20 protein-coding genes are annotated in these 23,003 nt (G+C 47.1%); 5 read left to right on the top strand and 15 right to left on the bottom strand.

Going from position 1 to position 23,003, the window contains the following annotated elements; all coding sequences use genetic code 11:
* Nucleotides 1-56: 56 nt before the first annotated feature.
* On the bottom strand, nucleotides 57-2,504 hold the full coding sequence (gene leuS / locus J8N69_RS00800; RefSeq protein WP_168822033.1) for a leucine--tRNA ligase: 2,448 nt from the start codon (nucleotides 2,502-2,504) through the stop codon (nucleotides 57-59).
* A 180-nt stretch (nucleotides 2,505-2,684) separates the two neighbouring features.
* On the opposite strand from leuS, the gene J8N69_RS00795 reads away from it, so the two are divergent.
* Entirely contained in the window at nucleotides 2,685-3,131 is a 447-nt protein-coding gene (locus J8N69_RS00795; RefSeq protein ID WP_168822034.1) for a hypothetical protein, read from the top strand.
* Between the two features lie 195 nt (nucleotides 3,132-3,326).
* Here J8N69_RS00795 and lnt read toward each other — a convergent pair whose 3' ends face one another.
* The 5 genes from lnt to miaB are packed head-to-tail and all read right to left on the bottom strand — an operon-like array spanning nucleotide 3,327 to nucleotide 8,690.
* Entirely contained in the window at nucleotides 3,327-4,898 is a 1,572-nt protein-coding gene (gene lnt / locus J8N69_RS00790) for an apolipoprotein N-acyltransferase (RefSeq protein WP_227803933.1), read from the bottom strand.
* 1 nt (nucleotide 4,899) lies between these two features.
* The gene (locus tag J8N69_RS00785) at nucleotides 4,900-5,766 is read right to left on the bottom strand and encodes an HlyC/CorC family transporter (RefSeq protein WP_168822035.1); all 867 of its coding nucleotides are present in this window, start codon (nucleotides 5,764-5,766) and stop codon (nucleotides 4,900-4,902) included.
* Nucleotides 5,767-5,778: 12 nt separating this feature from the next.
* Nucleotides 5,779-6,243 (bottom strand): rRNA maturation RNase YbeY, encoded by a 465-nt coding sequence (ybeY, locus tag J8N69_RS00780; RefSeq protein WP_168822036.1) that lies wholly within the window; start codon nucleotides 6,241-6,243, stop codon nucleotides 5,779-5,781.
* The gene (locus J8N69_RS00775; protein ID WP_168822037.1) at nucleotides 6,243-7,289 is read right to left on the bottom strand and encodes a PhoH family protein; all 1,047 of its coding nucleotides are present in this window, start codon (nucleotides 7,287-7,289) and stop codon (nucleotides 6,243-6,245) included. Before J8N69_RS00775 ends, ybeY begins: the two co-directional genes overlap by 1 nt.
* A 45-nt stretch (nucleotides 7,290-7,334) precedes the next feature.
* The gene (gene miaB, locus J8N69_RS00770) at nucleotides 7,335-8,690 is read right to left on the bottom strand and encodes a tRNA (N6-isopentenyl adenosine(37)-C2)-methylthiotransferase MiaB (protein ID WP_168822038.1); all 1,356 of its coding nucleotides are present in this window, start codon (nucleotides 8,688-8,690) and stop codon (nucleotides 7,335-7,337) included.
* 213 nt (nucleotides 8,691-8,903) lie between these two features.
* On the opposite strand from miaB, the gene J8N69_RS00765 reads away from it, so the two are divergent.
* The gene (locus J8N69_RS00765; RefSeq protein ID WP_227803932.1) at nucleotides 8,904-9,632 is read left to right on the top strand and encodes a hypothetical protein; all 729 of its coding nucleotides are present in this window, start codon (nucleotides 8,904-8,906) and stop codon (nucleotides 9,630-9,632) included.
* Here the strand turns inward: J8N69_RS00765 and J8N69_RS00760 are convergent.
* Nucleotides 9,629-10,621 (bottom strand): OmpA family protein, encoded by a 993-nt coding sequence (locus J8N69_RS00760; protein ID WP_168822039.1) that lies wholly within the window; start codon nucleotides 10,619-10,621, stop codon nucleotides 9,629-9,631. The two genes, J8N69_RS00765 and J8N69_RS00760, sit on opposite strands and share 4 nt — an antisense overlap.
* 112 nt (nucleotides 10,622-10,733) lie before the next feature.
* Entirely contained in the window at nucleotides 10,734-11,192 is a 459-nt protein-coding gene (locus tag J8N69_RS00755) for an EVE domain-containing protein (protein WP_168822040.1), read from the bottom strand.
* 94 nt (nucleotides 11,193-11,286) lie between these two features.
* Here J8N69_RS00755 and J8N69_RS00750 point away from each other — a divergent pair, with 94 nt between their 5' ends.
* Both J8N69_RS00750 and J8N69_RS00745 read left to right on the top strand, forming a co-directional pair.
* Entirely contained in the window at nucleotides 11,287-12,447 is a 1,161-nt protein-coding gene (locus J8N69_RS00750) for an HD domain-containing phosphohydrolase (protein WP_227803931.1), read from the top strand.
* Between the two features lie 128 nt (nucleotides 12,448-12,575).
* Nucleotides 12,576-13,487, top strand: a complete 912-nt coding sequence (locus J8N69_RS00745) for a histone deacetylase family protein (protein ID WP_227803930.1) — start codon at nucleotides 12,576-12,578, stop codon at nucleotides 13,485-13,487.
* 461 nt (nucleotides 13,488-13,948) lie between these two features.
* Here J8N69_RS00745 and J8N69_RS00740 read toward each other — a convergent pair whose 3' ends face one another.
* Genes J8N69_RS00740 through J8N69_RS00730 form a run of 3 tightly spaced genes read right to left on the bottom strand, consistent with a single transcriptional unit; the run spans nucleotide 13,949 to nucleotide 18,057 of the window.
* On the bottom strand, nucleotides 13,949-14,602 hold the full coding sequence (locus tag J8N69_RS00740) for an RluA family pseudouridine synthase (protein WP_227803929.1): 654 nt from the start codon (nucleotides 14,600-14,602) through the stop codon (nucleotides 13,949-13,951).
* A 6-nt stretch (nucleotides 14,603-14,608) separates the two neighbouring features.
* The gene (gene rapA / locus J8N69_RS00735; protein ID WP_168822042.1) at nucleotides 14,609-17,437 is read right to left on the bottom strand and encodes an RNA polymerase-associated protein RapA; all 2,829 of its coding nucleotides are present in this window, start codon (nucleotides 17,435-17,437) and stop codon (nucleotides 14,609-14,611) included.
* A 2-nt stretch (nucleotides 17,438-17,439) separates the two neighbouring features.
* On the bottom strand, nucleotides 17,440-18,057 hold the full coding sequence (locus J8N69_RS00730; protein WP_168822043.1) for a YigZ family protein: 618 nt from the start codon (nucleotides 18,055-18,057) through the stop codon (nucleotides 17,440-17,442).
* A gap of 195 nt (nucleotides 18,058-18,252) precedes the next feature.
* Here J8N69_RS00730 and J8N69_RS00725 point away from each other — a divergent pair, with 195 nt between their 5' ends.
* Complete coding sequence (locus tag J8N69_RS00725) at nucleotides 18,253-19,566, top strand: DNA recombination protein RmuC (protein ID WP_168822044.1); 1,314 nt, start codon at nucleotides 18,253-18,255, stop codon at nucleotides 19,564-19,566.
* Nucleotides 19,567-19,650: 84 nt separating this feature from the next.
* Here J8N69_RS00725 and J8N69_RS00720 read toward each other — a convergent pair whose 3' ends face one another.
* The 4 genes from J8N69_RS00720 to ybfE form a co-directional block, all read right to left on the bottom strand.
* Nucleotides 19,651-20,817, bottom strand: a complete 1,167-nt coding sequence (locus tag J8N69_RS00720; RefSeq protein ID WP_168822045.1) for a cation diffusion facilitator family transporter — start codon at nucleotides 20,815-20,817, stop codon at nucleotides 19,651-19,653.
* Between the two features lie 284 nt (nucleotides 20,818-21,101).
* Nucleotides 21,102-21,998, bottom strand: coding sequence for a recombination-associated protein RdgC (locus J8N69_RS00715; RefSeq protein ID WP_168822046.1), 897 nt, complete (start codon nucleotides 21,996-21,998; stop codon nucleotides 21,102-21,104).
* A gap of 2 nt (nucleotides 21,999-22,000) precedes the next feature.
* Nucleotides 22,001-22,579, bottom strand: coding sequence for a thymidine kinase (locus tag J8N69_RS00710; RefSeq protein ID WP_168822413.1), 579 nt, complete (start codon nucleotides 22,577-22,579; stop codon nucleotides 22,001-22,003).
* Between the two features lie 70 nt (nucleotides 22,580-22,649).
* Entirely contained in the window at nucleotides 22,650-22,940 is a 291-nt protein-coding gene (ybfE, locus tag J8N69_RS00705; RefSeq protein WP_168822047.1) for a LexA regulated protein, read from the bottom strand.
* Nucleotides 22,941-23,003 lie beyond the last annotated feature (63 nt).

Raw genomic sequence — 23,003 nt, 5'->3', positions numbered from 1 at the left:
GGAATAAGGGATGGCATCGCCACCCCTTATTGTGCCTCGATTAGTTGGCAACAGGGTTAGTTAGCAACAATGTTGACCAAACGCCCCGGCACCACAATAACTTTACGTACCGTTTTGCCTTCAAGGTACTTGGCAACACCTGGGTGCGCGAGCGCTTCGGCTTCAATGGTTTTGTTGTCAGCACTGGCAGAAACGGTCAATTCGGCGCGTTTTTTACCTAGGACTTGAACCACAATAATCAGCTCGTCTTTGACTAAGGCTTCCTCATCGAGTGTCGGCCATGGCGTATTGACGACGTTATCATTGTGGCCTAGTTCGCTCCATAACTGATGAGCAATATGAGGAACGATCGGAGACAGTAATAAGGTTGCCGCTTCCAAAGCCTCTTGCACGACAGCAAGGCCTAATTCGGATGGGTCTTCAAACTTGCTGATCTCGTTGCAAAGCTCCATTACGGCCGCAATGGCGGTGTTGAAGGTTTGGCGACGTTCAATATCGTCGGTGACTTTTTGAATGGTTTCATGAGTCTTACGGCGTAAGGCTTTTTGCGCGCCATTTAGTTCGGCAATGTTTAGCGTGCCAGCTTTCCCCGCATTGGTATGACGGTAAGATAGCGCCCATAAACGGCGTAAGAAACGTGAAGCACCATCAACCCCGGCGTCGTTCCATTCAAGCGATTGTTCTGGTGGCGCGCTGAACATCATGAACAAACGGACGGTATCGGCACCGTATTTTTCAATCATCTCTTGTGGGTCGACCGTGTTGCCTTTGGACTTAGACATCTTGGTGCCATCTTTGTTAACCATGCCTTGCGTCAATAGACGTTTGAAAGGTTCATCAGAGTTCACTAGACCCGCATCACGTAGCAATTTATGGAAGAAGCGTGAGTACAGCAAGTGAAGAATAGCGTGTTCAACCCCACCAACGTACTGGTCAACAGGAAGCCAGTAATTGGCTTCTTCTGTTAGCATGGCATCGGTGGAATCTGGGCAGCAGTAACGCGCAAAATACCAAGACGATTCCATGAAGGTATCGAAAGTATCGGTTTCACGTTCGGCTTCCTCGCCATTAAACATAACGGAAGAGAAGGCTGGATTGTTCTTGATCGGTGAATTAACCCCGTCCATGATCACATCGGTTGGTAATACAACAGGGAGCTGATCTTGTGGAACCGGCACAACCGAGCCATCTTTTAGGTTGATGGTTGGGATGGGCGTTCCCCAATAACGTTGGCGGCTCACACCCCAGTCACGTAGGCGGTAGTTGACTTTCACTTCGCCTAGCTTGCGTTCTATCATCCAAGAGGAAATAGCATCAAAGGCTTCTTTGAAGGCCAAGCCATCAAACTCGCCAGAGTTGCAAAGTACGCCTTTCTCGGTGAAGGCGGCTTTTTCTAGGTCAACCACTTCGTCACCGGCTGGTTGGACAACTGACTTGATTGCCAAACCGTATTTTTTCGCAAATTCAAAGTCACGTTGATCGTGAGCGGGCACCGACATCACGGCGCCAGAACCGTAATCCATTAGCACGAAGTTCGCCGCGTAAACCGGAAGCGCGTCGCCAGTAATGGGGTGGATGGCTTTAAAGCCCGTGTCCATGCCTTTTTTCTCGACCGTTGCCATGTCGGCTTCGGTGGTCGACATTTTTTTGCTTTCAGCAATGAAGCTCGCCAAATCTGCGTTGTTTTCTGACGCTTCTAATGACAAAGGGTGTTGTGTTGCGACGGCAACATAAGTCACCCCCATAATAGTGTCTGGGCGCGTGGTATAAACTGATAGACGCTCGTCTTTGCCTGCTACGGCAAAGCTGAATTCAAGCCCTTCTGAACGACCAATCCAGTTACGTTGCATGGCTTTAACCTTTTCCGGCCAGCCGTCTAGTTGATCAAGGTCGTTTAATAATTCTTCTGCGTAATCTGTGATGCGGATAAACCATTGAGAAATTTCTTTTTTCTCTACCGCCGTGCCACAGCGCCAGCAGCAGCCTTCTTCGACTTGCTCGTTAGCCAAGACAGTCTGGTCTTCTGGACACCAGTTAACCGCGGCGGTTTTTTTGTAGGCTAAGCCTTTCTCAACTAATTGGGTAAAGAACCACTGTTCCCATTTGTAGTACTCAGGCGTACAGGTGGCGATTTCGCGATCCCAATCATAACCAAAACCCAGCTCTTTAAGTTGGCTTTTCATGTAGGCGATGTTTTCAGTGGTCCATTTTGCGGGCGCGGTTTTATGTTTGATGGCGGCGTTTTCAGCAGGTAGGCCAAAAGCATCCCAGCCCATTGGTTGCAGAACGTTTTTGCCTTGCATACGTTGGTAGCGAGAAATAACGTCGCCAATAGTGTAGTTACGTACGTGCCCCATGTGTAGGCGACCACTTGGGTAAGGGAACATAGAAAGGCAGTAGAACTTCTCTTTGTTGGAATCAGCGACGGCTTTGAAGACTTTGTTTTCGTCCCAAAAAGATTGAGCAGCTTGTTCGATTTGCTGCGGATTATATTGTTCTTGCATGGTGTTTTCTTATCCCGTGATCGACGTAAGGTTGGTAGACCTGTATTCTCTTTAATGTAAAGAGGGGCATTATTATAGCGACATAACACAAGATAATAGTGCTATGGCTAACAGAGTCTGTAAATATCCGCTATTTTATAGAGATGACGCTCTAATTAGAAGCTAGATGGAGGAGGAGTTATGAATTCTATGAAAAAAGATCCATTAAAAAGTGAAAGTGATTCTAATTTAGTCGAAGAAGCACGCAAAACATTGGTTGGTGCAAAAGATTGGTTGTTGGAAGACGTTGCCTTAATGACGGCTTATTGGCATGACAAAATGGGCTATACCGAAGCATGGATTGACGCGAATTGGCAGTATGTCCTTGATGAAGGTCATGAGCTGGCCGACGAGTTAGATGAAAAAGAAGACGTGGCTTTGTTGTGGTTGATTAATCACGCCAATAACAACCCTGTGCCGCTTGAAGAGTGTCATGTGGTCGGGACGGACGTTGAGCCGGGCACTTACCATTGCATGTCTTGTGGGCATGATAATGTGATCGACACCAAGCAAGCATTAGCGCCTTGTGAAATATGTCATTATGGCTTGATGTCAACGCATGATGATCAGAGTGATAAAACTGAGTAATTCATTGTTCCTCGTTCCCACGCTCGGTCTCTGTTCCTGACTCGACTCTACCACCTACATCCCTGTAGGTGTCCTGCGTGGTAATGCATACCATGAGCCTTGGTATTCAGTTCTTAAAATAGAAAATACTTGCGCTTGTTTCGCAAGCTCAACGCGTCAGCGTGAATCAAATGCCAAGGTTCATTTCTTTATTGGTTATCTGTTTTTGCGGTTTAGAATTAAGCCGTTTAAATAGGTAAATACCACGCAAATCCCCAGCAGTAATAGCGTCGGCCAATAACCCCATAGCACATATGGCGTGTTACCCGTAAAGGCTTTGGCGTTGGCGGTGAGAGTGGTTCTTTCAAATTGTGGCGCTTGAGCGACCACGGCACCTTTTTCATTGATAAACGCCGTAATGCCTGTATTGGTGGCGCGGATCACATAGCGACCCGATTCTTTGGCTCTAAATTGGGCTATTTGCAAATGTTGCCAAGGGCCAAACGAGGTGCCAAACCACGCATCGTTACTAATCGTAATAAGAAAATCACTGTCTCTTACCATTCGCCTTACCTGCTCGGCATAGACAATTTCGTAACAGATAAACGGCGCAATGCCCCATTCGCCCACTTGCAGAACCGGCTGGTTTTCATCGCCTGATTTAAAGCTCGACATGGGCATGCCAAACACATCCAGAATAGGGCCTATGTATTCGGCAAAAGGGATGTATTCGCCAAAGGGAACCAGTCGGCGTTTATAATAAAGACCAAAACCATCGCCCGTTGCCCAAATAGCATTGTAATAATTTTGCTTATCTTCACTAACGTCGGGAATACCAGTGATTAATGTGGTGTTGCTGTTGGCCAGTTCTTGGCTAAAGGAGGCAAAATAGGGCTTAATTTGTGGGTAAGTGTAAGTGACGGCGGTTTCTGGCCAGACGACCAATTCGCTGTCTAGGTGTTCAATCGTCGCTTGCTGGTAATAAGCAAGTGATTGCCCAGCGGTTTGCGCCAACCATTTTTCATCTTGTTTGACATTGCCTTGTATCAAGGTGGTTTTGAGTGTGCCTGTTTGCTGCACCCAAGAAATAGGCGAATAATTTAAAAAGGCTGCGCCTAGCCAGATAATCAGCAAGACGCACAGTAGCGTCCATTGGTGGTTCTTTTTCAGCAAAACACTGGCGATGACGCTAGAGGTTAACACCAGGATACTGCTGGTTAGCCAAATGCCGCCTATGGGTAAAAGCTCAAACAGCCAAGTGTTTTCAATGGCGTAACCGGGCAACAGCCAAGGGAAGCCGGTGAAAAGTGTGCTGCGAGCAAATTCCCCTAATAGTAACGCTAGCGTGATCCACAGACTGGCAGGTAGCAACGGCAAGCGCTGGCTCATTCTCCAAGCCAGCCAAGCGGAAAAAGCCCAAAAAGCACAGAGCACCGCCACGAATGCGAACGTGATGAGTCCCGCTATTAGGCTACCAACTTGCCCATATTCGGCAATACTGACGTAAACCCAAGACACGCCCGCGCCAAAAAATCCCAGCGCGACCGATGAGCCACGCCAACCGGCGGCTTTTGCCGTGGTGCTGGTTAAAATAAGAAGGCTGAAAACAATCAGGCTAATGAAGTAGCCTGGCCAAAAATGAAAGGGCGAAAAGCTGGTGACGCCAACAGCGCCAGCAACAATGCCAATAAGACCGATGAAATAGGGCGGAAGCTTGGATACTTTCGTTATTAAACGAGGCGCCCACCCCGTCTTCGCATTGGTTGAGTCGGGGTGAGACATGCTCATATTATTCCGATGTGGTTAGAGGTTGTTTGGAGACTTGAATGGTTTTGACTCGACGGCCATCCGACTTCACAACACGGAAGTGGAAGTTGTCAAAGTGTAATTCTTCGTCACGCAATGGAACATGGCCAAATTGTTGCACCAAGATACCGCCAATGGTGTCGAACTCTTCTTCGTTGAGTTCCGTTTTAAAGAATTCGTTAAAATCTTCTACAGAGCACAGGGCAGGCACAAGGTACACGCCAGGCTCGGTAGTCACTTGTATGCCTTCGTCGTCCAGTTTGTCGGTTTCGTCTTCGATTTCACCGACGATCTGTTCTAGCACGTCTTCAATAGTGACTAGGCCAGAGACGCTGCCATATTCGTCTAATACCAACGCCATGTGGTAGCGCTTAGTACGGAAATCATTGAGTAGTACGTTTAGGCGTTTGCTTTCTGGAATAAAGTTCGCTGGGCGTAATCGCGCTAAAATATCGTCGATGGTGACGGCGCTGTCTTTAAACAGTAGCGGTAATAAATCTTTGGCCAGCAAGACACCAAGAATTTCATCAGAGTCTTCGCCCACCACGGGAAAGCGTGAATGAGAAGAGTCAATAATCTTACGGATTGAGGTTTTTGGATCGTCTTCCGATTTAATGACCACCATTTGCGACGGTGGAATCATAATATCTCGGGCTTGCACTTCAGACACTTCTAGTGCGCCTTCCACAATGGCGAAGGCGTCGCGATCAATAATATCGGACTTTACCGCGGCTTCTAGAAGTTTAACGATATCGCCACGGCTACGAGGTTCATCATTAAAGGCTTGGGTTAAACGTTCAAACCAAGATTTTTGTTGATCGTTGGATAAACTCGATCGGTCGTCACTCATTAGGGTATCAGCTCACTCTTTAATCAAATAAGGGTCGGAAATAGACAGGGAAGCCAGTAGTTCTGTTTCTATGGATTCCATTTCATCTGCTTCGTCGTCATTTATATGATCATAACCACGTAAATGCAAGATGCCATGAATCGTCATATGGGCCCAATGGTGCAATAATTCTTTATTTTGCTCTTTAGCTTCTTTGGCCACAATTTGAGCGCAGATCACCAAATCCCCTAGCAAGGGCAGTTCTAACCCAGGCGGTGCTTCGAATGGGAAAGACAACACATTGGTGGGTTTGTCTTTGCCACGGTATTCGTGATTGAGCGCATGGCTTTCTTCTTCATCGACGATGCGAATGGTGACTTCAAACTCTTCATCTGAGTCTGCTAGGGCTTTTTCGACCCAAAGTCTAAAATCCGCTTCGCTGGGTAAATTCGTCGTTTCTGCCGTTGCGATTTGTAAGTCGAGTTCTAAATACGCCATTATTTTCTACCTGCAGTGGGTTCTGCTTGTGCGTTAAAGCGTGCTTCTGTTCGGGCTTTTTTCTCTTCTTCTACTTCCACATCGAAGCGGTCATAGGCTTCCACAATACGTTGCACTAATGGATGACGAACCACGTCAGAAGAACTGAACAGCGTCATGCTGATGCCGTTAACACCTTTTAAGACGTGCATGGCTTGCGCTAAGCCTGATGTGGTGCCACGAGGTAGATCTACCTGCGTGGTATCGCCAGTGATCACGGCCGTCGAGCCAAAGCCAATGCGTGTTAAGAACATTTTCATTTGTTCGCGGGTGGTGTTTTGGCTTTCATCGAGAATGATAAAGGCGTTGTTCAAGGTTCGACCCCGCATAAAGGCCAGCGGGGCGATTTCAATGACGTTTTTTTCGATTAATTTGTCGACTAACTCAAAGCCAAGCATTTCATATAAGGCGTCGTACAGTGGGCGCAAGTAAGGGTCGATTTTTTGCGACAAGTCACCGGGTAAGAAACCAAGCTTTTCACCCGCCTCTACCGCAGGGCGAACCAACATAATACGTTCAACACGATCCGCTTCCAATGCTTCAACCGCACAAGCGACGGCCAAATAGGTTTTGCCGGTACCAGCAGGCCCAATGCCAAAGTTGATATCGTGTTTGCGAATCTGTTTGACATAACCTTGTTGGTTTTTGCCTTTGGGCTTGATGAAGGCTTTGCGAGTTTTAATCACCAACGGATCGCCTTTCTCTCTTTTATTGCTGGAGAGTGACTCAACCGCCGACTCTTGCAAATAAAGATGAATGGTTTCAGGGGTGATTTCTGCGTTCGCTAAGGCTTCACGATAGAGGTTTTCTAGCAGTGTTTTTGTTGCTGCCACATGCTCAGAATCCTCTCCTGAGATGTCGAATAGCTCGGCACGGTACTTAATAGAAACATCAAGTCTCTTTTCAATGAGCTTAATGTTCTCGTCGAGTTGACCGCATAGCCCAACCAAAGCATTGGCTTCGGCAGGTGCTAGACGGATTTGCTGAGTTGTCTGTGTGGTTTCCAAGAGTTACCTTTGATTGTTGACGTACACTTTTATGGAAGCGTGCTTTTATTGTAGTACAAAGTCGGAATCAAGTTCGGAGCTGACTAATTCACCCAATAAGGAATTAGGATAAGCGTCAGTGATCACCACGTCTGCGAACTTACCAATTAGTTGGGGGTCGAATGCACGGAAATTTACAATCCGATTGTTTTCGGTTCGCCCTTGTAGTTGTCCAGGATCGCGCGGTGAATAGCCGCTGATCAAAATACGTTGTACGTCGCCGACCATGGACAAACTGATGTCATAGGCTTGTTGACTAATACGACGTTGTAATATGGCCAAACGTTCTTTTTTCAATTCATCTGACGTGTCGTCGTCTAAGTTTGACGCTGGCGTACCCGGACGTTGACTGTAGACAAAACTGAACGAGTGATCAAAGCCGATTTGTTGAATTAGGTTCATGGTATCGACAAAGTCATCATCGGTTTCGCCAGGGAAGCCGATAATAAAGTCAGAAGACAAGCTGATGCCCGGGCGAGCTTCTTTAATGCGGTTGATTTTATCAATGTAATATTGACGATCATGACCGCGTTTCATCGCGCTTAGAATACTGTCTGCGCCGCTCTGAACCGGTAGATGCAAATGGCTCACCAGTTTTGGTTCATTGCGGAAGGCTTCGATCAAGCTGTCGCTAAATTCAACCGGATGCGAGGTGGTAAAGCGAATGCGTTCAACGCCGTCGATTTGTGCCACCGCATGAATAATATCCGCCAGATCCGCTTCATCGCCTTCTGCTGTGTCGCCACGGTAAGCGTTGACGTTTTGCCCTAATAAGTGGATTTCACGTACGCCTTGCTCGGCCAATTGCGCCACTTCAAGCAAGATGCTATCAAACGGACGGCTGACTTCTTCGCCGCGTGTATAAGGCACGACACAAAAAGTACAGTATTTGCTGCAGCCTTCCATGATAGACACAAACGCTTCTGCACCATCAACCCGTGGGGCGGGCAAGTGATCGAACTTTTCGATCTCAGGAAAGGTAACGTCGGTGATGGGAATGTGCTTTCCGGCCGCGTTCACCATTTCGGGTAGTTTATGTAAGGTTTGCGGGCCAAAAATCATATCGACATGTTTGGCACGTTTGCGAATCGCATCGCCTTCTTGGCTTGCTACGCAACCTCCCACACCAATCACTAAGTTCGGATTTTTTTGCTTGAGTTTTTTCCAACGACCTAATTGGTGATAGACCTTGTCTTGCGCCTTTTCACGAATAGAACAGGTGTTAAGCAGCAAAACGTCTGCTTCTTCTGCGTTGTCTGTTAGCTCCATTTCATGGCTTTCGCCAAGGAGATCTGCCATACGAGAGGAATCGTATTCGTTCATTTGACAGCCATGAGTTTGGATAAAGAGTTTTTTTGCCATGTAACGTATAAACCTAAAATGTGTTCGTCTAATCGACTTTGCGCCTATTATATTGGGCTTTGCTCTCGAATCACAGGGGTGTTCTACATTCCCTGCATTTTTAGTCGAAATATAGCGTCGAAATAGTCTCCATTTTTTCTCTTCGGTCGACTGGTGATTTCGTTCAAGACCCGTCACAATAGCCGCCATGTCACTATTCTGTATGGATCTGTTTTGAGCGTATTTTTTCGTTTTTTGGTGTTGCCCTTGATGAGTGTTGGAGTGGTTCATGTCTATGCCAACGATGCCGTAGAGACAAAAAGCACGGCGTCTGTCGCTCAGGATGTACCGAACTTTGCCTTTGGTTTGGGGTATGGTCTTTTGGACCGAAAATCGCTAATGAACATTGATTTCAAAGTGAATATTCCAATCAACCGCTATCTTTCAACACAAGTGTTATTAAACAGTAACTATTTGGTTACTGGGTCTTCCTCGGACAGTTTTGCCCAATCAGAGTTTTCTTCAAACTGGTTCCTGCGTAATGATTATGGCCGTTTGGGGCTTGGGATTGGAATCAGCGAACGGGAGCCAATGGACGAAGAATTAGAAACAGAGCGTGATATTATCGGTCAATTTATTGGCGAGGCGTTTCTGGGGGATTTTTCTTTCACTGGCAACTATATTTCGACCGATGATACCTTGAGTAATGTAACCAGCTCGCGGATTGGCTTGGGCTATTATTTTAACGATGACCAGCGGGTGTCGTTATTTCGGGAAAAGTACAATGGCGAAGCAATGGGTTGGCGCTTAGAAACGCATTATCAGCCGAAAAAATACCGTCAAATGGGCAGCATGGGTTTGATTGCTAGAAAAGGCAAAGATTACAATTACGTGGGCGCTGTTGTGGAATATTATTTTGATTATGCGGTATCGTTAAAGCAACGTGAGCGAGAGTTTCACTAGTTTTTTGGGGTTTTTTGATCCATTTCATCCACACTCCAGATGGTCCATTTCGGCAGAGGGACTTTTTGTGTTGCTTTAAATGTTTTAACTATTTCTGTACTGACACGTCTATTTTTCTTTCTGCCTGCTTCCGTTGCATTGGAAGTAATCGGCACGTCTTGCCCATAACCCCGTACTTTTAGCCTGTTTTTTGAAATGGAAAACTGAGCGCGAATCATCTCCGCAACCTTGTTTGCTCTTTCAATGGACAGGGCCAAGTTGTAATCCCGACGGCCTACATTGTCAGTATGACCCTCTATGATGAGTAGTGTGTCTGGGTTGTCTTGCAGTGTTTTCCCTAAGCTTTGTATTGAGGGGCGGTATATCTCCTTGACACTGTCCCGATTGCTTTTGAAGGGAATGATCAAATCACTGCGGCCGATGCGAGGGTGTTTGGCATCTTGATGGTTTTCTGCCTCGTTTTTATAATGAAAAGGCACCACAATCTCACCACTGACTCTGCGATTGCGGGTTCTGCCCACCTCTGTGTCGTTAGAGGCAATCGGTCGCTCCTGTCCGTAAGCCAATGTTTTGATGCGCTTAGGGTCGATGTTAAATGTTGACATTAACGCACCAGCAATTGCTTCGGCGCGTTTTTTAGACAGGGTTAAGTTGTAGCCTTCGGTTCCGGTGTTATCTGTGTGGCCTTCGATTAAAAGTTGTGTGTCAGGGGCCTGTTGTAGAAATGTCGCTAAGTCTTGTAGGTGAGCGTGATATTCAGGCCTTAGTTTTGCGCTGCCAATGTTGAATTGAACATCGAAATCGAAGCTAAAAGACTCCAGCTCGGTGAGCGGGCAGCCATGAATATCGACGTCAATGCCTTGCGCTGTATGGGCGCACAAGTCTCTAGCGTTAATGACGCCGTCAAGATCAGAATCTTTTAACCTGTTCATTAGGTTGGCAGAATATAACGGCTGGCTGATTGCCAAAGAGCTGAATAAACTGAACATAATAGTCATCCATGCCATTTTCAAAATTATTATTTTATTCAATGAATAACACATCCTAATAGTCGTCTTCACTCGCTCCTTATGTACACATAGCCAAACGCTAAAACGAGATTTACTTTTTTAGTATTGTGGTGATGTACTCCCACTCATCTTGTGTAATCGGCATCACCGAAAGACGACTGCCTTTCTTTGTTAATAGCATGTCGTCCAATGCAGGGCTTTGCTTTAATTCGGCCAGGGTCAGGATAGACGACCATTTTTCAACAAACGCCACATCAACCATAAACCAGCGAGGGTTTTCGGGAGTAGATTTCGCATCATAGTAGGCGCTATTTTTGTCCCAGCTGGTGTGGTCTGGATACGCTTCTCGGCAGACCTTGGCGACGCCTACAATACCAGCAGGAGCGCAGCTGGAGTGATAAAAAAACACCAAATCGCCTTCATTCATGGTTTTCATAAAATTTCGTGCTTGGTAATTCCTAACGCCATCCCAAGGTGACTCATTTAGGCGTTTTAGATCGTCGATAGAAAAGGCATCGGGTTCAGACTTCATTAGCCAGTAATGGGGCATGGTTATCTCTCTTTTCCATTAAGCATACTACACAATGAAACATTCTATATGTTCACGCTTTTCCAGATTCTATCTACAATAAAAGCTGGATGCTATGAACACGACGATTAGTCTTAATGCTTTTAAAGCGCCAAGCGCTTTATGCTGGAATAAAAAAATGAGCCACTTTGCCTGTAAAGCGTTTTCAGCGTTGGAGAAAGAGCTCAAGGATGACTTGCTAGAATGCTATGTGGAAGCACAGCAAGAAATGGAAGAAATTATTAACCGCATCGAGAGTGAAGGCTTTTCATTTGATCAACTCGATAAACTGTTTCGCTCGTTGCACAGCATGAAGGGAAACTGCTCTGTTTGTTTTCTCGACCCATTGGTGGGCATACTCCACAAGCTAGAAGAAATAGTGGATGGCATGCGTGGTGGGTACATCCAATATCACCCTTATTTGGGTGAGCTGATTATTGTCGTGGTTGAAAAAGTGCATGGTTTATTACTGCAAATTTATCAATCTCATGTGGCTGAAAGTCTTTTGCGTGATGAATTGCAGCGTGGTTTAGATCAAATCTATGCCGAAGAAGATGATAGTAAACGGCCAGCGATGGCCACGGCGTTACTGCAAAAAAGCCATCAAATAACCCAAAAAATAAAGGCAGAGCCCGTCGCAACGTCGGTGATAGTGAAAGTAGATTTCACCGCGGAACAAAAAAATGACATTGCACTCTTCATTGGATTTAGCCAGAAACTTAACCGTCTGCTGGGGTATTCATCAGAACGTAGCGAGCGCATTCTCAAGCTCTGTCAGTTGATCAATGTCGAATGTAAAGCCCCGGTTAATCCGGCCCAACTTAGCGCAGCGGCCTACATGCATAATATGGGTATGGCCCTTATTCTAAACAGCAAGGACGATGAGTCTAAACGACAGGCTGAGCAAAACCACCCCATGGTCGGCGCCAAATTGTTGGCGAAACATAAGGGCTGGGAAGCCGCGGTTGCCATGGTTCAAGCCCACAAAGAACGTTTTGATGGTACGGGGTTTCCGCAAGGCTTGGTGGGTTCCTTGATTCCACAAGGGGCGTTTATTTTATCCATGGCCGTGATGTTTATTGATGCTGTTTGGGGTAAATTCGGCAGCGAATACAACAAAAGCGCCATGCGAGCGGTAAAAATACTGAACTTCGAAAGTGGAAAAGGCTTTCCGCCACATCTTATCGAATCTTTCAACGCAGCGATCCGTAAAGTGCTGGTTGCCAAGAGCCAATAGCAAAAACAAATAGCAATAGTAAATAACAAAAGAAAGTCATCAATAACAAAAGAAAGTAGCGCGGCGCAGCGGACCCTTGTTAGCATGACACTTTCGATTTAGCTACGTTATTTTTTATGAAGGTCGCCTTGTTACCACTTGTTTTTCACCCTCATTACAGTATTCCTTTTCCAGCAGGCCATCGTTTCCCCATGGCAAAATTTGGCTTACTCGCAAAAACCTTACGAGAGCAGGGGATTCTGACAGACGAGAACGAATACCCACCAGCACCGTTATCTCTTACTGTACTGATGGCGGCTCATCACAAAGAATACGTCCAGCGTTTTATTCGTGGCGAGCTTAGCCTGCAGGAAAAAAAAGACATCGGCTTGCCATGGTCAGAATGGCTGGTCGAACGAACCTTACGCGCCGTATCCGGCACCATACTCACCAGCGAACTGGCACTGCAACATGGTTTGGCGTGCCATCTTGCGGGTGGCACACACCACGCGCATCCGACTCATGGCTCTGGATTTTGCATTTTCAACGATTTGGCGGTTGCCGCTATAGCGTTAATTAACACAGGTAAAGCCAAGAAAATTCTTATCATCGATTGCGACGTCCACCAAGGCGACGGCACCATCGCCTTCTTCAAAGATCGAACCGACATCATCCCCGTTTCGTGGCATTGTGAAGAAAACTACCCACAAATCAAACAAACCGCCGGCATCAACATCGTCATTCCCAAAGGCGCCAACGACCAAGAGTACCTGTCCATCCTAAAAAGCACTTTACCCGCGATACTCGACCAACACCAACCTGACTTCATCTTCTACGATGCTGGCGTCGACGTGCACCAAGACGATCGACTCGGCTATGTTAACCTCACCGACCAAGGCATTTTAGAGCGGGATAAATATGTCATCGAAACCTGCGTCGCACGCAAATTGCCCACCGCTTGCGTTATCGGCGGTGGCTACGACAGACAAGAAGACAAAGTCGCATGGCGGCATAGTTTACTGCACCAAGCCGCGAATCAGGTTTGGAAAGCGTGTTTGTGATAGAAGGGACTGGCAGGTAGGCCTGTATGAGGGAGGCACGACCGTATACATTTCCACGCGGAGCGTGGGAACGAGAGGATTTTTTGCTTTCCTTTAAACTACAGCTTTGGGCGCTTGCAAAAAGTTACCCGCTCAGCAGGGCGGAATAAAGGTTGGGAATGCAATGTGTTGGTGTGGAACGTGAATTCCGCGTCGGGCTGAAGCCGCGACCTACAGGTGAAAGCTCCGCTTTCAGCGCCTGATTACGGTCGTGCCTCCCTCATGTAGGCCTACGATTTTTGCTTTCCTTTAAACTGCAGCTTTGGGCGTTTGCAAAAAGTAGCCCGCTCAGCAGGGCGGAATAAAGCTGCAACTTAGGGTCATTGAGAGGAAGAAAATACACTTTAAAACCCAAAGAAATAACCCCTCCCTAGCCCTCCCCTTGGAAGACATAAAGGGAGGGGATAAAGAAGGTTTTGCTGTTAAAAAGGACAAGCGGCGGCAAAGGCCACCCAAGCTTGGGTAAACGGATGCCGAAACTCTAGCCGATAGGCGTGGAGTAGCAGGCGAGGGTCGTTTGGGGTGTATTCTGGGTCGTAGAATTCGTCGCCAATGATGGAGTGTCCTAGGCTTTGCATGTGGACGCGCAGTTGGTGGGAACGGCCGGTAAAGGGCACGAGTCGAACACGGGTGGTGTTGTTTTCATAGCCGATTTTTTCCCAGTAGGTGATGGAGTCTTTGCTCCATTCGTCGGTGCAGATGATTTGTCTGGGTCGGTTGGGCCAGTCGCAGCGCAGTGGTTTGCGTACTTCGCCTGTTTCACCCAAAAGATGACCGCGCAGTAAGGCGCGGTATTCTTTTTGCACTTCGCGTTCACGAAAGTGGGCGTACATGCGTTTTTGACATTCGTGGGTTTTCGCCACGAGGATTAAGCCGGAGGTGGCTTCATCCAAGCGGTGAATGGCAAAGGCTTGGCCAAATAAACATTCTGCTCGATGCAAGATAGAATCGAGCTTATCTGCGCCACGTCCGGGCACAGATAAGCAGTTAGCAGGTTTGTTGATGACGGCAAACCATTCGTCTTCGTACAATATCTCTAAGCGAGATAGCTCTACACTCGGCACGGTATCCTGCACAGGATATTATTCCGGCTTAGTCGTTAGAATAATACGAATCGCATCCAAGCGGATTTGGTGCTCGTCGATGCGAGTCAAACCTTCTTGCATGTTGGTTTCTAGACGCTCTATGTCTTGGTCACGAATGGTGTCGTTGAAAGCTTTCAATTCAATCAATCGTTCGATTTCATTTTGGCAGCGGTGCTGGTAAGCGGTTTTCGCCGCTTGCACAATCGGGCGAGCTTGGTCTTGGGCGTTTAGCTGGTGGGCTTGCAGCACTTCAATAAGGTTTTTGCGTAAAGCTGCCACCCATTGTTCCGCCACTCGGTTTGGTACGCCTTTGAGTTTTTCGGCCCATTTGTCGGCGGTAAATTGCTGGTGAAGGAATTTACCGTTGGAGTCGGACAACTGCCACATGGGGGTCATTGGTAGGGATTGCGCCAATTTCAAGCGTGGGTGAGCGGTGGCTTCGATGACGAACATGCTTTCCACCAAGACGGTGCCTTCTGGTAGCGCTGCAATAGGCAAGATAGCCGAGGTCAGTCTGCCGGAGTCAAAGCCTTGTACTTCGTCCATAAGCATGGTGATTAATGGGTGTTCCCATGTAGCGAAGGCCACGTCTTCACGCTGGCTGGCTTGACGGCGATCAAGCATGAGCATTTTGCCTTCTTCTTCGATGCCTGGCAGGGCTTCGAGCATCATGTCGGTAGAAGGGCGTAAGAACCAAGCGGCACGATCTGGGTCGTCATTAATGCAGTCTGCGTAAATGTTAAACGCATGGGTGACTTGCTCAATGTAGTGGTGTAAGCCTTTTGTTGCTTGATGGTTAATCTGGTCGATTAGCGCACGGGCTTGTTCTGGGCGGCACGAACTCATTTCTAGCAAGCGGTTGCGGCCTTCTTCCATTTGTTTTAGCAGTGCTTCATGGTAGATATTGGCTTCTTTTAGCAGGTCTGTGTCGTCGTCTTGACCATGCAAGTAGGCATGTAAGCTGTCACCAAAGGCTTCTTCCACTTTGTCGCCAGAACCTGTGGTACGGCAAAAGGCGTTTAGGGCGTGGTGATACCAGTTGAACAGGCGTTCTTGCACGCTTTGCTTGATGTAAGGTACATGAATTTGCACGTCATTGAGCTGGCCTAGACGATCCAGACGACCAATACGCTGTTCGAGTAAATCTGGGTGTTCTGGTAGATCGTACATGACGATGTGATGGCTAAACTGGAAGTTACGGCCTTCACTGCCGATTTCAGAACACACTAGAATTTGCGCGCCGTCATCGTCGGCGAAGTAGGCTGCCGCTCGGTCACGGTGGATAAGTGGCATTTGTTCATGGAAATCCGCGCTTTGGAAACCTGCGAAGGTTAGTTGGTCGTTTAGCCATTGTGCCATGTCGGCGGTATGACAAATCACCAGTACCTTGTCTGCTTGGCATTCGAGGAATTCTTTTAGCCAAAGCCAGCGCGGGTCTTTTTCCCACAAACCGTCAGCGACTTCGGTTTCGGGCTGTACGTGATGACTGGCTGATTCGAAGAATTCATTGTTGTCCAGCGGGTAAGAATGCAAATACCGATCTGGGAAACCGCCCACTGCTGCACGGGTGTTGCGGAACATTTCGCGGCCTGTGCCGTGGCGGTCGATTAACCAGCTGATGGCTTCTTTTGCGGCTTCGGTTTGCTCCGCGCCGGTTTTGGTGGTGAGTGTTTGGAACCATTCTTTGGCGCTGACTTCTTTTAGGTAAGTGCCAAAGGCCGCATTCCAATCAAGCGCTTCTGCTGAGCTGTTTTCTTGGCTGAATGGTAGTAAAGCCCCGGCCAGTTCTGCGGCTTGTTTGAAAGCATGCTGCTGGGCTTGGTAATGCTCGAAGTCGTGGTAATGATCGGCATCTAATAGTTGTAAACGAGAAAAATGTTCACGCTCGCCAGTTTGTTCTGGAGTGGCACTGAGCAACAACAGACTCTCGGTTTTCGCCGCTAAACGTGCCACTACTTGATAGCCAATGCTGGGAGTTTCTGGGTGCCACGCAAGGTGATGGGCTTCGTCGACAATCACCATGTCCCATTCGGCATCCAACATGTGTTGAGTGGCTTTCGGGTGTTGGCTGGCCCAATCGATTGGTGAAATAACGAAGGGTTGTTGTTCGAACGGGTTGTCGTCGCCTTCCATGAAGTCTTCGTACACGGATTCATTAATCAGTGAGAAGGGCTGGTGGAAGCGGCGTAACATTTCAACCAACCACTGATGTTGCAGGTTGGTGGGTGTCAAAATAAGCACGCGTTTGCAAAGGCCATTTAAGAGACGCTGATGCAAGATCAAACCGGCTTCTAGGGTTTTCCCCATACCGACTTCGTCACACAATAGCGCGCGCGCTTTAGGGCGATTGGCAATGTCGTGAGCCAGATAAATTTGGTGTGGTAGCAATTCGGCTTTTAAGCCCATTAAACCGCGTACTGGCGAAGCCGCATTGGCCGCTTGGTGTTCAAGGGTATGGCGACGTAGGTCGAACCACATGCGGCGCGCAGGCGACAGCGCCAATAACGAATCCAGCTCGTTCTTGTCGTTGCGCGGGAATTGAATGATGGACTCTTCTAGCCAATCATCGTCGTCGCTGATGCGGTATTCGATCAGGTCGTTAATTTCTTCTACTTCCAATACCGTGAAGGTTTCATCTTGGAAATGCAGTTGATCGCCGACGGTTAAGGTGCGTCGAACAAGACTGGTCTGGTCATTTGAGTATTGACGATCCGCTTCCGCATCAGGGAAGTGCAAGGTAAAAGATTTGTTTTGGGTGTCTATTATCATGCCTACGCCGAGATCAGGCTCGTTGCGGCTACTCCATCTTTGTCCAGTTTGGTACATAGTTATGCGTTGTCCGGTTCAATTAAAGTTAAACTGCCTTGGCATAAATCGGTCAATGTGACTTTATGCTCAGGCCAAGTACGTTCAATGACAGCAAGGTCAATCACTATGCTGTCGCTGTAGGTTTTATTGGTTATTTCTATGTCGCTCTGTTCTAGCCAATATTCAACCTTACCCAGTAAAGGGTAGGCGATTTTTAGCTGAACGGGGCAACGTGGGTACACATTTTCATATTCTGTTTGCGCAAGCGCTTCTTGAACGGCTTGGCTATAAGCTCTGACTAAGCCGCCTGCACCGAGTTTTACACCACCAAAAAAGCGCGTTACTACCACCGTGGTTTCACCAAAGTCCGAATGCTGTAATACATTTAGCATGGGCTTTCCCGCGGTGCCTTTGGGTTCGCCATCGTCACTTTGATCCCATAAATGAGCATTATTTGGCATACCCGCAATAAATGCCCAACAATGATGGTTGGCATCGGGGTAACGCTGGCGCATTTCTTCAATAAAGGCTTTTGCCGCATCACGACCCTTGGTACGACAAACGGTTGTAATAAACTGACTGTTTTTTATTGTTAGATCAAAGCGTTGCGTGTGTGTTGGGCTTAGGTAGTAATCCATGTAAACTTATCGAGACCTTAGCATGACTGCTGCGCGCGCCAATACAGTGTTAAAAACAGACTCAAAATGCTCATTTATAACCTATAAACTCCGCGTTTTCGTCTATTTTTGCCTCGTCTTGCCTTTGCTCGTGACGTCATGCAAATGCCTCACTTTGTTAAAAACAGACATTTAAAATAGCGAGTTTAAATTCATATGACAGATTGGCTTTCGCAATCAGTTTGGGTGTTATCGGGCTTTTGTATCGGCGCGATTCTTCTCTCTGGCATTGCTGGCGTTATTGTACAGGCTATGCGCCGTCAGTGGCAGCTTACCGAAGAGAAAATGCAGCAACAAAATGCAGAATTACTGCGTCTTTTGCAGCAATCGAAAGATCAGATTCATTATTTGGAAAAAGAGTCCCTGACGCTAGAGCAACAATTTGCCGCTGCGCAAAGTGTTTGGCAAGAAAAGGAAGCCTTTTATCGGGAGCAAAAAAAGCAAAACGCCACTGAATTTAAACAAATGGCCCATGAAATCATGAGTCAGCAAGGTCAGCAGTTGGCAAAAGAAAACGAGCGTCAGCTAGGGTCTTTGTTAACCCCGCTTGGCTCGCAAATTCAGAAGTTTCAGGAAAGTGTGGAAAAAAGTTATCAAGAAGAAGCCCGTGAGCGTTTTTCCTTGGTGAAAGAGATCAAGGGTTTGCAGTTACTGAATCAAAAAATCAGCGATGATGCGGTGAGTTTGACCCATGCTTTAAAAGGCCAAAACAAGCTGCAAGGCGGTTGGGGCGAGGTGATTCTGGAGCGAATCCTAGAGCGCTCTGGCTTAGAAAAAGGCCGTGAATATGAGACGCAAGCCTCTTACCAAACGGCGGAAGGCCGACGTTTACAGCCAGATGTGGTGATTCATTTGCCTGAAGGTAAGCAGATTATCGTTGATTCGAAAATGGTGTTGATCAGTTATTTGGCTTACATGGAAGCCGAAACCGATGAAGACAGAAATCGGGCGCTAAAACAGCATTTAGAGGCGGTACGCCGTCATATGAAAGAGTTAAGCGCCAAGTCTTATCATGATTTACCCGGCGTCACTTCGTTGGATTTTGTGTTGTTGTTTATTCCCATCGAAGCGGCGTTCGGCTTGGCCTTACAAGGCGACAATGGTTTGTTTAGTGAAGCCTTTGAACACAATATTATTATCGTCGGACCGTCTAATTTATTGGCGACTTTGCGGACCATTCAAAATATTTGGCGCAATGAAAAACAGAGTCAAAATGCTATCGAAATCGCGCGCCAAGCCGGGGCCATGTACGACAAGTTTTCGAGCTTTGTGCAGGATATGGACGATATTGGCAGCAAGTTAGACGCGGTGAGCCGAACCCACGATGCGGCCTTGAAAAAGCTCACGGCGGGACGTGGTAATTTGGTGGCCAGAGCAGAAAAGCTTAAATTGATGGGTGCTAAAACCAGCAAGGCCTTGCCAGTGGAGTATCTGAACGATGATGTTCTTACAGACGAGTCGAGTGATTAGTTGAAATTGAAGTGTTTAATGCCTGATTACGGTCGTACCTCCCTCATCAGGCCTACAAAAGCCTTTGCTGATTGCGTTTCTCTATTACTCAGGAAAGACCCAAAGCACGGTGGCTTTGTTGATATAGCTTGTTGTTTGTAGTTCCTGAAGAATTCTGGCGGTCAGTTGTTGCAGGTCGGCGCCTTCGGGGGCTTTGTCGAAATGGGCGATGATTTCTACGTCAAGGTGGTTGTCTAGATAGTGCAAGCGAGCGTTGGCGATGTCTACATACGCGGTATGTTGGCGCAGTAAAAAGCCTAAGTCCGCCATGATTTGGTGGCGTGCGGGCAGTTTGAGGTGCGGTGGCTTTCCCGTGTGATTAAGAAAACTGTCGGTTTGGATTTTGTCGTCGGTGTCTATGTGCACCATGACGTCTTCGACTTGTGGGTGCGCCTGTTTGATGGTGTAGGCGACCAAATCGCCAAGATAGTGGCCTTCGCTGACGCTGGCATGGCTGGGCACATGAATGTGCATGTCTAAATAGATTTTGCCTGCCATGGATCTTGCTCGCACGTCATGGGGCGCCATAACGTGTTTTAAGCTGTTGGCGGTCGCTTTGATTTGGGCAATAAGCTTTGGATCGGGCGCGGTGTCGACAAGTTCCGCTAGATTTTCCCACACCATAATCACGGCCATTTTGCCAATCAATAGGGCGACAACAATAGACGCCACCCTATCTGCCCAGCCATAACCAAAATAAACGCCAATCAAACCAATCAATACGGCAATCGATGACAGCGCATCACTACGGCTGTGCCATGCATTGGCAATCAGCATCTTGCTGCCAATTTGATCGCCCGCTTTTTTGGTGTAATGGAAAATGGCTTCTTTGATGACAATAGTGGCAATGAGTGCGGCAAGGCCATACCAAGTCAGCTGTGCTTGCGAGGCGGGCGCGGTAATGGTGTCATAGGCAATGCCTAGGGCGACAATGATCAGCACCATACCGAGAAATACCGTGGTGAGTGTTTCAAAACGCAGATGACCATAGGGGTGATTTTCATCGGGCCCTTGGCGAGAATTAGCAGAAGCAAAATACACAAATACGTCAGTCACTAGGTCGGATAGAGAGTGAATACCATCGGCAATTAAAGCTTGTGACTGAGAAAAATACCCAGCGACTATTTTGGCTAAGCCCAGTATGGCATCCCAAACCGCACCGACTAGGGTGACTCTTACGGCAATGTCTTGTTCTTGCAGTTGTTTTGTCATGTGGTTTTTGACCTGTTGTCGGTTTTTAAATTGACTGCTAGTGCACATAATTGATGTGACTTAACAGAACTTAAGTTTCTAGCAATAGCTTTAATTTAAGTTGGTATTAATGTGAGATATATCTGGCTTTTTCTTTGTTAATTAGGGTGGATTATAGTGGTTCAATTTTGTGCGTTTTAGGTATATTCTGCAAGAACGCCATGCCGCCTAGCTTACCCGATGTTCTCCCCAAGCTTATCCACGATATCTGTGGAAAAGCTTGGCAAGCTAAGGAAAGACGGTACTTAGTTGATTTCAAACCATAAGCAATAGGAAGCAAAGAACTCTCGCATGGTAAGTGACATGAGAGAGAAATTAGCGTCCATGTCTGACAAACCACCGCCCTGAGAATCATTGAAAGCGGCTTCTTTGAGGGCGTCATCAAATTTGATTTTGCGCAGTGTCAGGTCGTCATGCAACACGAAGCTGAGTTTGTCGGCCCAACGTAGGCCAAGGTTTTTAACCGCCATGCCTTGTTGTAAGTGGCGTGTTACGTCTTCTGATAAAGGTTCTAGGGACTTAAAGCGGATGGTGGCTTTGTCTTCAGAAGCGTCTTGGATTTCACATTCGTCGCCGGTTTCTAAGCTGGCGGGTACTTCATTTTTGACCAGCCAATCTGTCATCAAGGAAGAGGGTGAAACTTGCGCTTGTAAGGGTGTCATCGGGAAGCTGCCAAGCGTGGTTTGCAAGTGTTTAAACAGTTGTTCTGTCATGCTGGCGTTAGTGCTGTTGAGAACCAGTATTTTGGCTTGTAAATCAATATACGCCCAAATGTCAGTGCGTTTTGAAAAGGCTTTTGGGCGCAGGGTGAACACCAGTTCGTCTTTCATGTCAGATTTTTCTTTGCGGCCGACTTTGCGCCCTTCAATCAGTTCGATTTCAGCGACTTTGGCTTCCAGTTCTTCGCGGACTACGGCTGAGGGTAACACTTTTTCTTCTTTACCGGCACGAAATAGCAAACAGCGGTCGCTGGCTAAACTCCATTGCTCGCTGTTGCGGATAAGAGGCAACCAGCCGAAAGAGAACTCTTCCTGAGAACCACATTCTTTTAGTGGAAACTCGGGGATTTTGTCGATCAATTCATTGGTATCGAGTGATTCGGTGTCTTTTAATTGAAATATCTGGGCGTTTTTGAACCACATAATTAGTCTCTCACGGCTTCTTTAAAGTGTTTTCGGCAGACGGACAAGTAACGGTCATTGCCGCCTATTTCTACTTGTGCGCCTTCTTTAACGGGAATTCCTTGTTCGTTGAGTCGAATGACCATGGTGGCTTTGCTGCCACAATGACACACGGTTTTTAACTCTATGAGCGTATCTGACCAAGCTAACAAGGCTTGGCTACCGGCAAATAATTCCCCTTGAAAATCAGTACGAATACCGAACGCTAAGACTGGAATATTCAGCTTATCAACAACCTCTGATAGGTCATAAACTTGCTCTTTGGTCAAAAATTGCGCTTCATCAATGAGAATGCAGCTTAGTGTTTGCTGATGATTTTCGGCTGTCACCAATGCCATGATGCCTGTGTCATTGTCAAATAAGCTGGCTTGTGCCGATATGCCGATTCGAGAGGCGATTTGTCCACTTTCGAACCTATCGTCTATTGACGCTGTCAGGAGTAGCACTCGCATACCTCGCTCTTGGTAATTATGAGCGGACTGCAATAGAACGGTGGATTTTCCGGCGTTCATTGCCGAGTAGTAAAAGTACAGTTTGGCCATATCGGGTCGGTTTAATAGCTTGCTAGTGAATTTGGCTGGGTAGTATAGCAAATCACTAGCCTCTATAGCCTTATTTTTTGGGCTTTATGGTTTTTGCTCTGGCTAGGCTTTTGTTAATTTGCAAGGTTAGCCATTCGGCACGTTTTACATCATTGAGTTCACAGAGTTGATCTAACTTATCAATAATGTCTTGCTCTACAATGAGTTCCAAACGCTTCAAGCCTTGGGCTTTTGCCTTTTCGCGTTGGGCGCGTTTGTTTAGTTTAAGCTGGTCTTTTCTGGTGAGTGGTTGGGTGCGAGGTCTACCAGGAGATTTGCCAAATAGGTCGATTGTATTCCGATCGGATGACGCTTTTGCCATGATTTATTTAATTCGTGTCGTTGTTAAAAGGTGGCTTTTAGTTAAAAAACCAGCAGCAAGGCG

It is taken from the genome of Marinomonas profundi, from assembly GCF_020694005.1.
Lineage (GTDB): Bacteria > Pseudomonadota > Gammaproteobacteria > Pseudomonadales > Marinomonadaceae > Marinomonas > Marinomonas profundi.
Note: the sequence above shows the minus strand (reverse complement) of the source record. Positions and strands in the feature narration are given on the sequence as shown.

Bases quoted from the DNA above. Each gene is read 5' to 3' on its own strand.
- leuS (WP_168822033.1), bottom strand. From the start codon at position 2,504: ATGCAAGAACAATATAATCCGCAGCAAATCGAACAAGCTGCTCAATCT.
- J8N69_RS00750 (WP_227803931.1), top strand. From the start codon at position 11,287: ATGAACACGACGATTAGTCTTAATGCTTTTAAAGCGCCAAGCGCTTTA.
- lnt (WP_227803933.1), bottom strand. From the start codon at position 4,898: ATGAGCATGTCTCACCCCGACTCAACCAATGCGAAGACGGGGTGGGCG.
- J8N69_RS00730 (WP_168822043.1), bottom strand. From the start codon at position 18,057: ATGGATTACTACCTAAGCCCAACACACACGCAACGCTTTGATCTAACA.
- rapA (WP_168822042.1), bottom strand. From the start codon at position 17,437: ATGTACCAAACTGGACAAAGATGGAGTAGCCGCAACGAGCCTGATCTC.
- ybeY (WP_168822036.1), bottom strand. From the start codon at position 6,243: ATGGCGTATTTAGAACTCGACTTACAAATCGCAACGGCAGAAACGACG.
- J8N69_RS00715 (WP_168822046.1), bottom strand. From the start codon at position 21,998: ATGTGGTTCAAAAACGCCCAGATATTTCAATTAAAAGACACCGAATCA.
- J8N69_RS00725 (WP_168822044.1), top strand. From the start codon at position 18,253: ATGACAGATTGGCTTTCGCAATCAGTTTGGGTGTTATCGGGCTTTTGT.
- miaB (WP_168822038.1), bottom strand. From the start codon at position 8,690: ATGGCAAAAAAACTCTTTATCCAAACTCATGGCTGTCAAATGAACGAA.
- J8N69_RS00760 (WP_168822039.1), bottom strand. From the start codon at position 10,621: ATGTTCAGTTTATTCAGCTCTTTGGCAATCAGCCAGCCGTTATATTCT.
- ybfE (WP_168822047.1), bottom strand. From the start codon at position 22,940: ATGGCAAAAGCGTCATCCGATCGGAATACAATCGACCTATTTGGCAAA.
- J8N69_RS00710 (WP_168822413.1), bottom strand. From the start codon at position 22,579: ATGGCCAAACTGTACTTTTACTACTCGGCAATGAACGCCGGAAAATCC.
- J8N69_RS00795 (WP_168822034.1), top strand. From the start codon at position 2,685: ATGAATTCTATGAAAAAAGATCCATTAAAAAGTGAAAGTGATTCTAAT.
- J8N69_RS00785 (WP_168822035.1), bottom strand. From the start codon at position 5,766: ATGAGTGACGACCGATCGAGTTTATCCAACGATCAACAAAAATCTTGG.
- J8N69_RS00755 (WP_168822040.1), bottom strand. From the start codon at position 11,192: ATGCCCCATTACTGGCTAATGAAGTCTGAACCCGATGCCTTTTCTATC.
- J8N69_RS00720 (WP_168822045.1), bottom strand. From the start codon at position 20,817: ATGACAAAACAACTGCAAGAACAAGACATTGCCGTAAGAGTCACCCTA.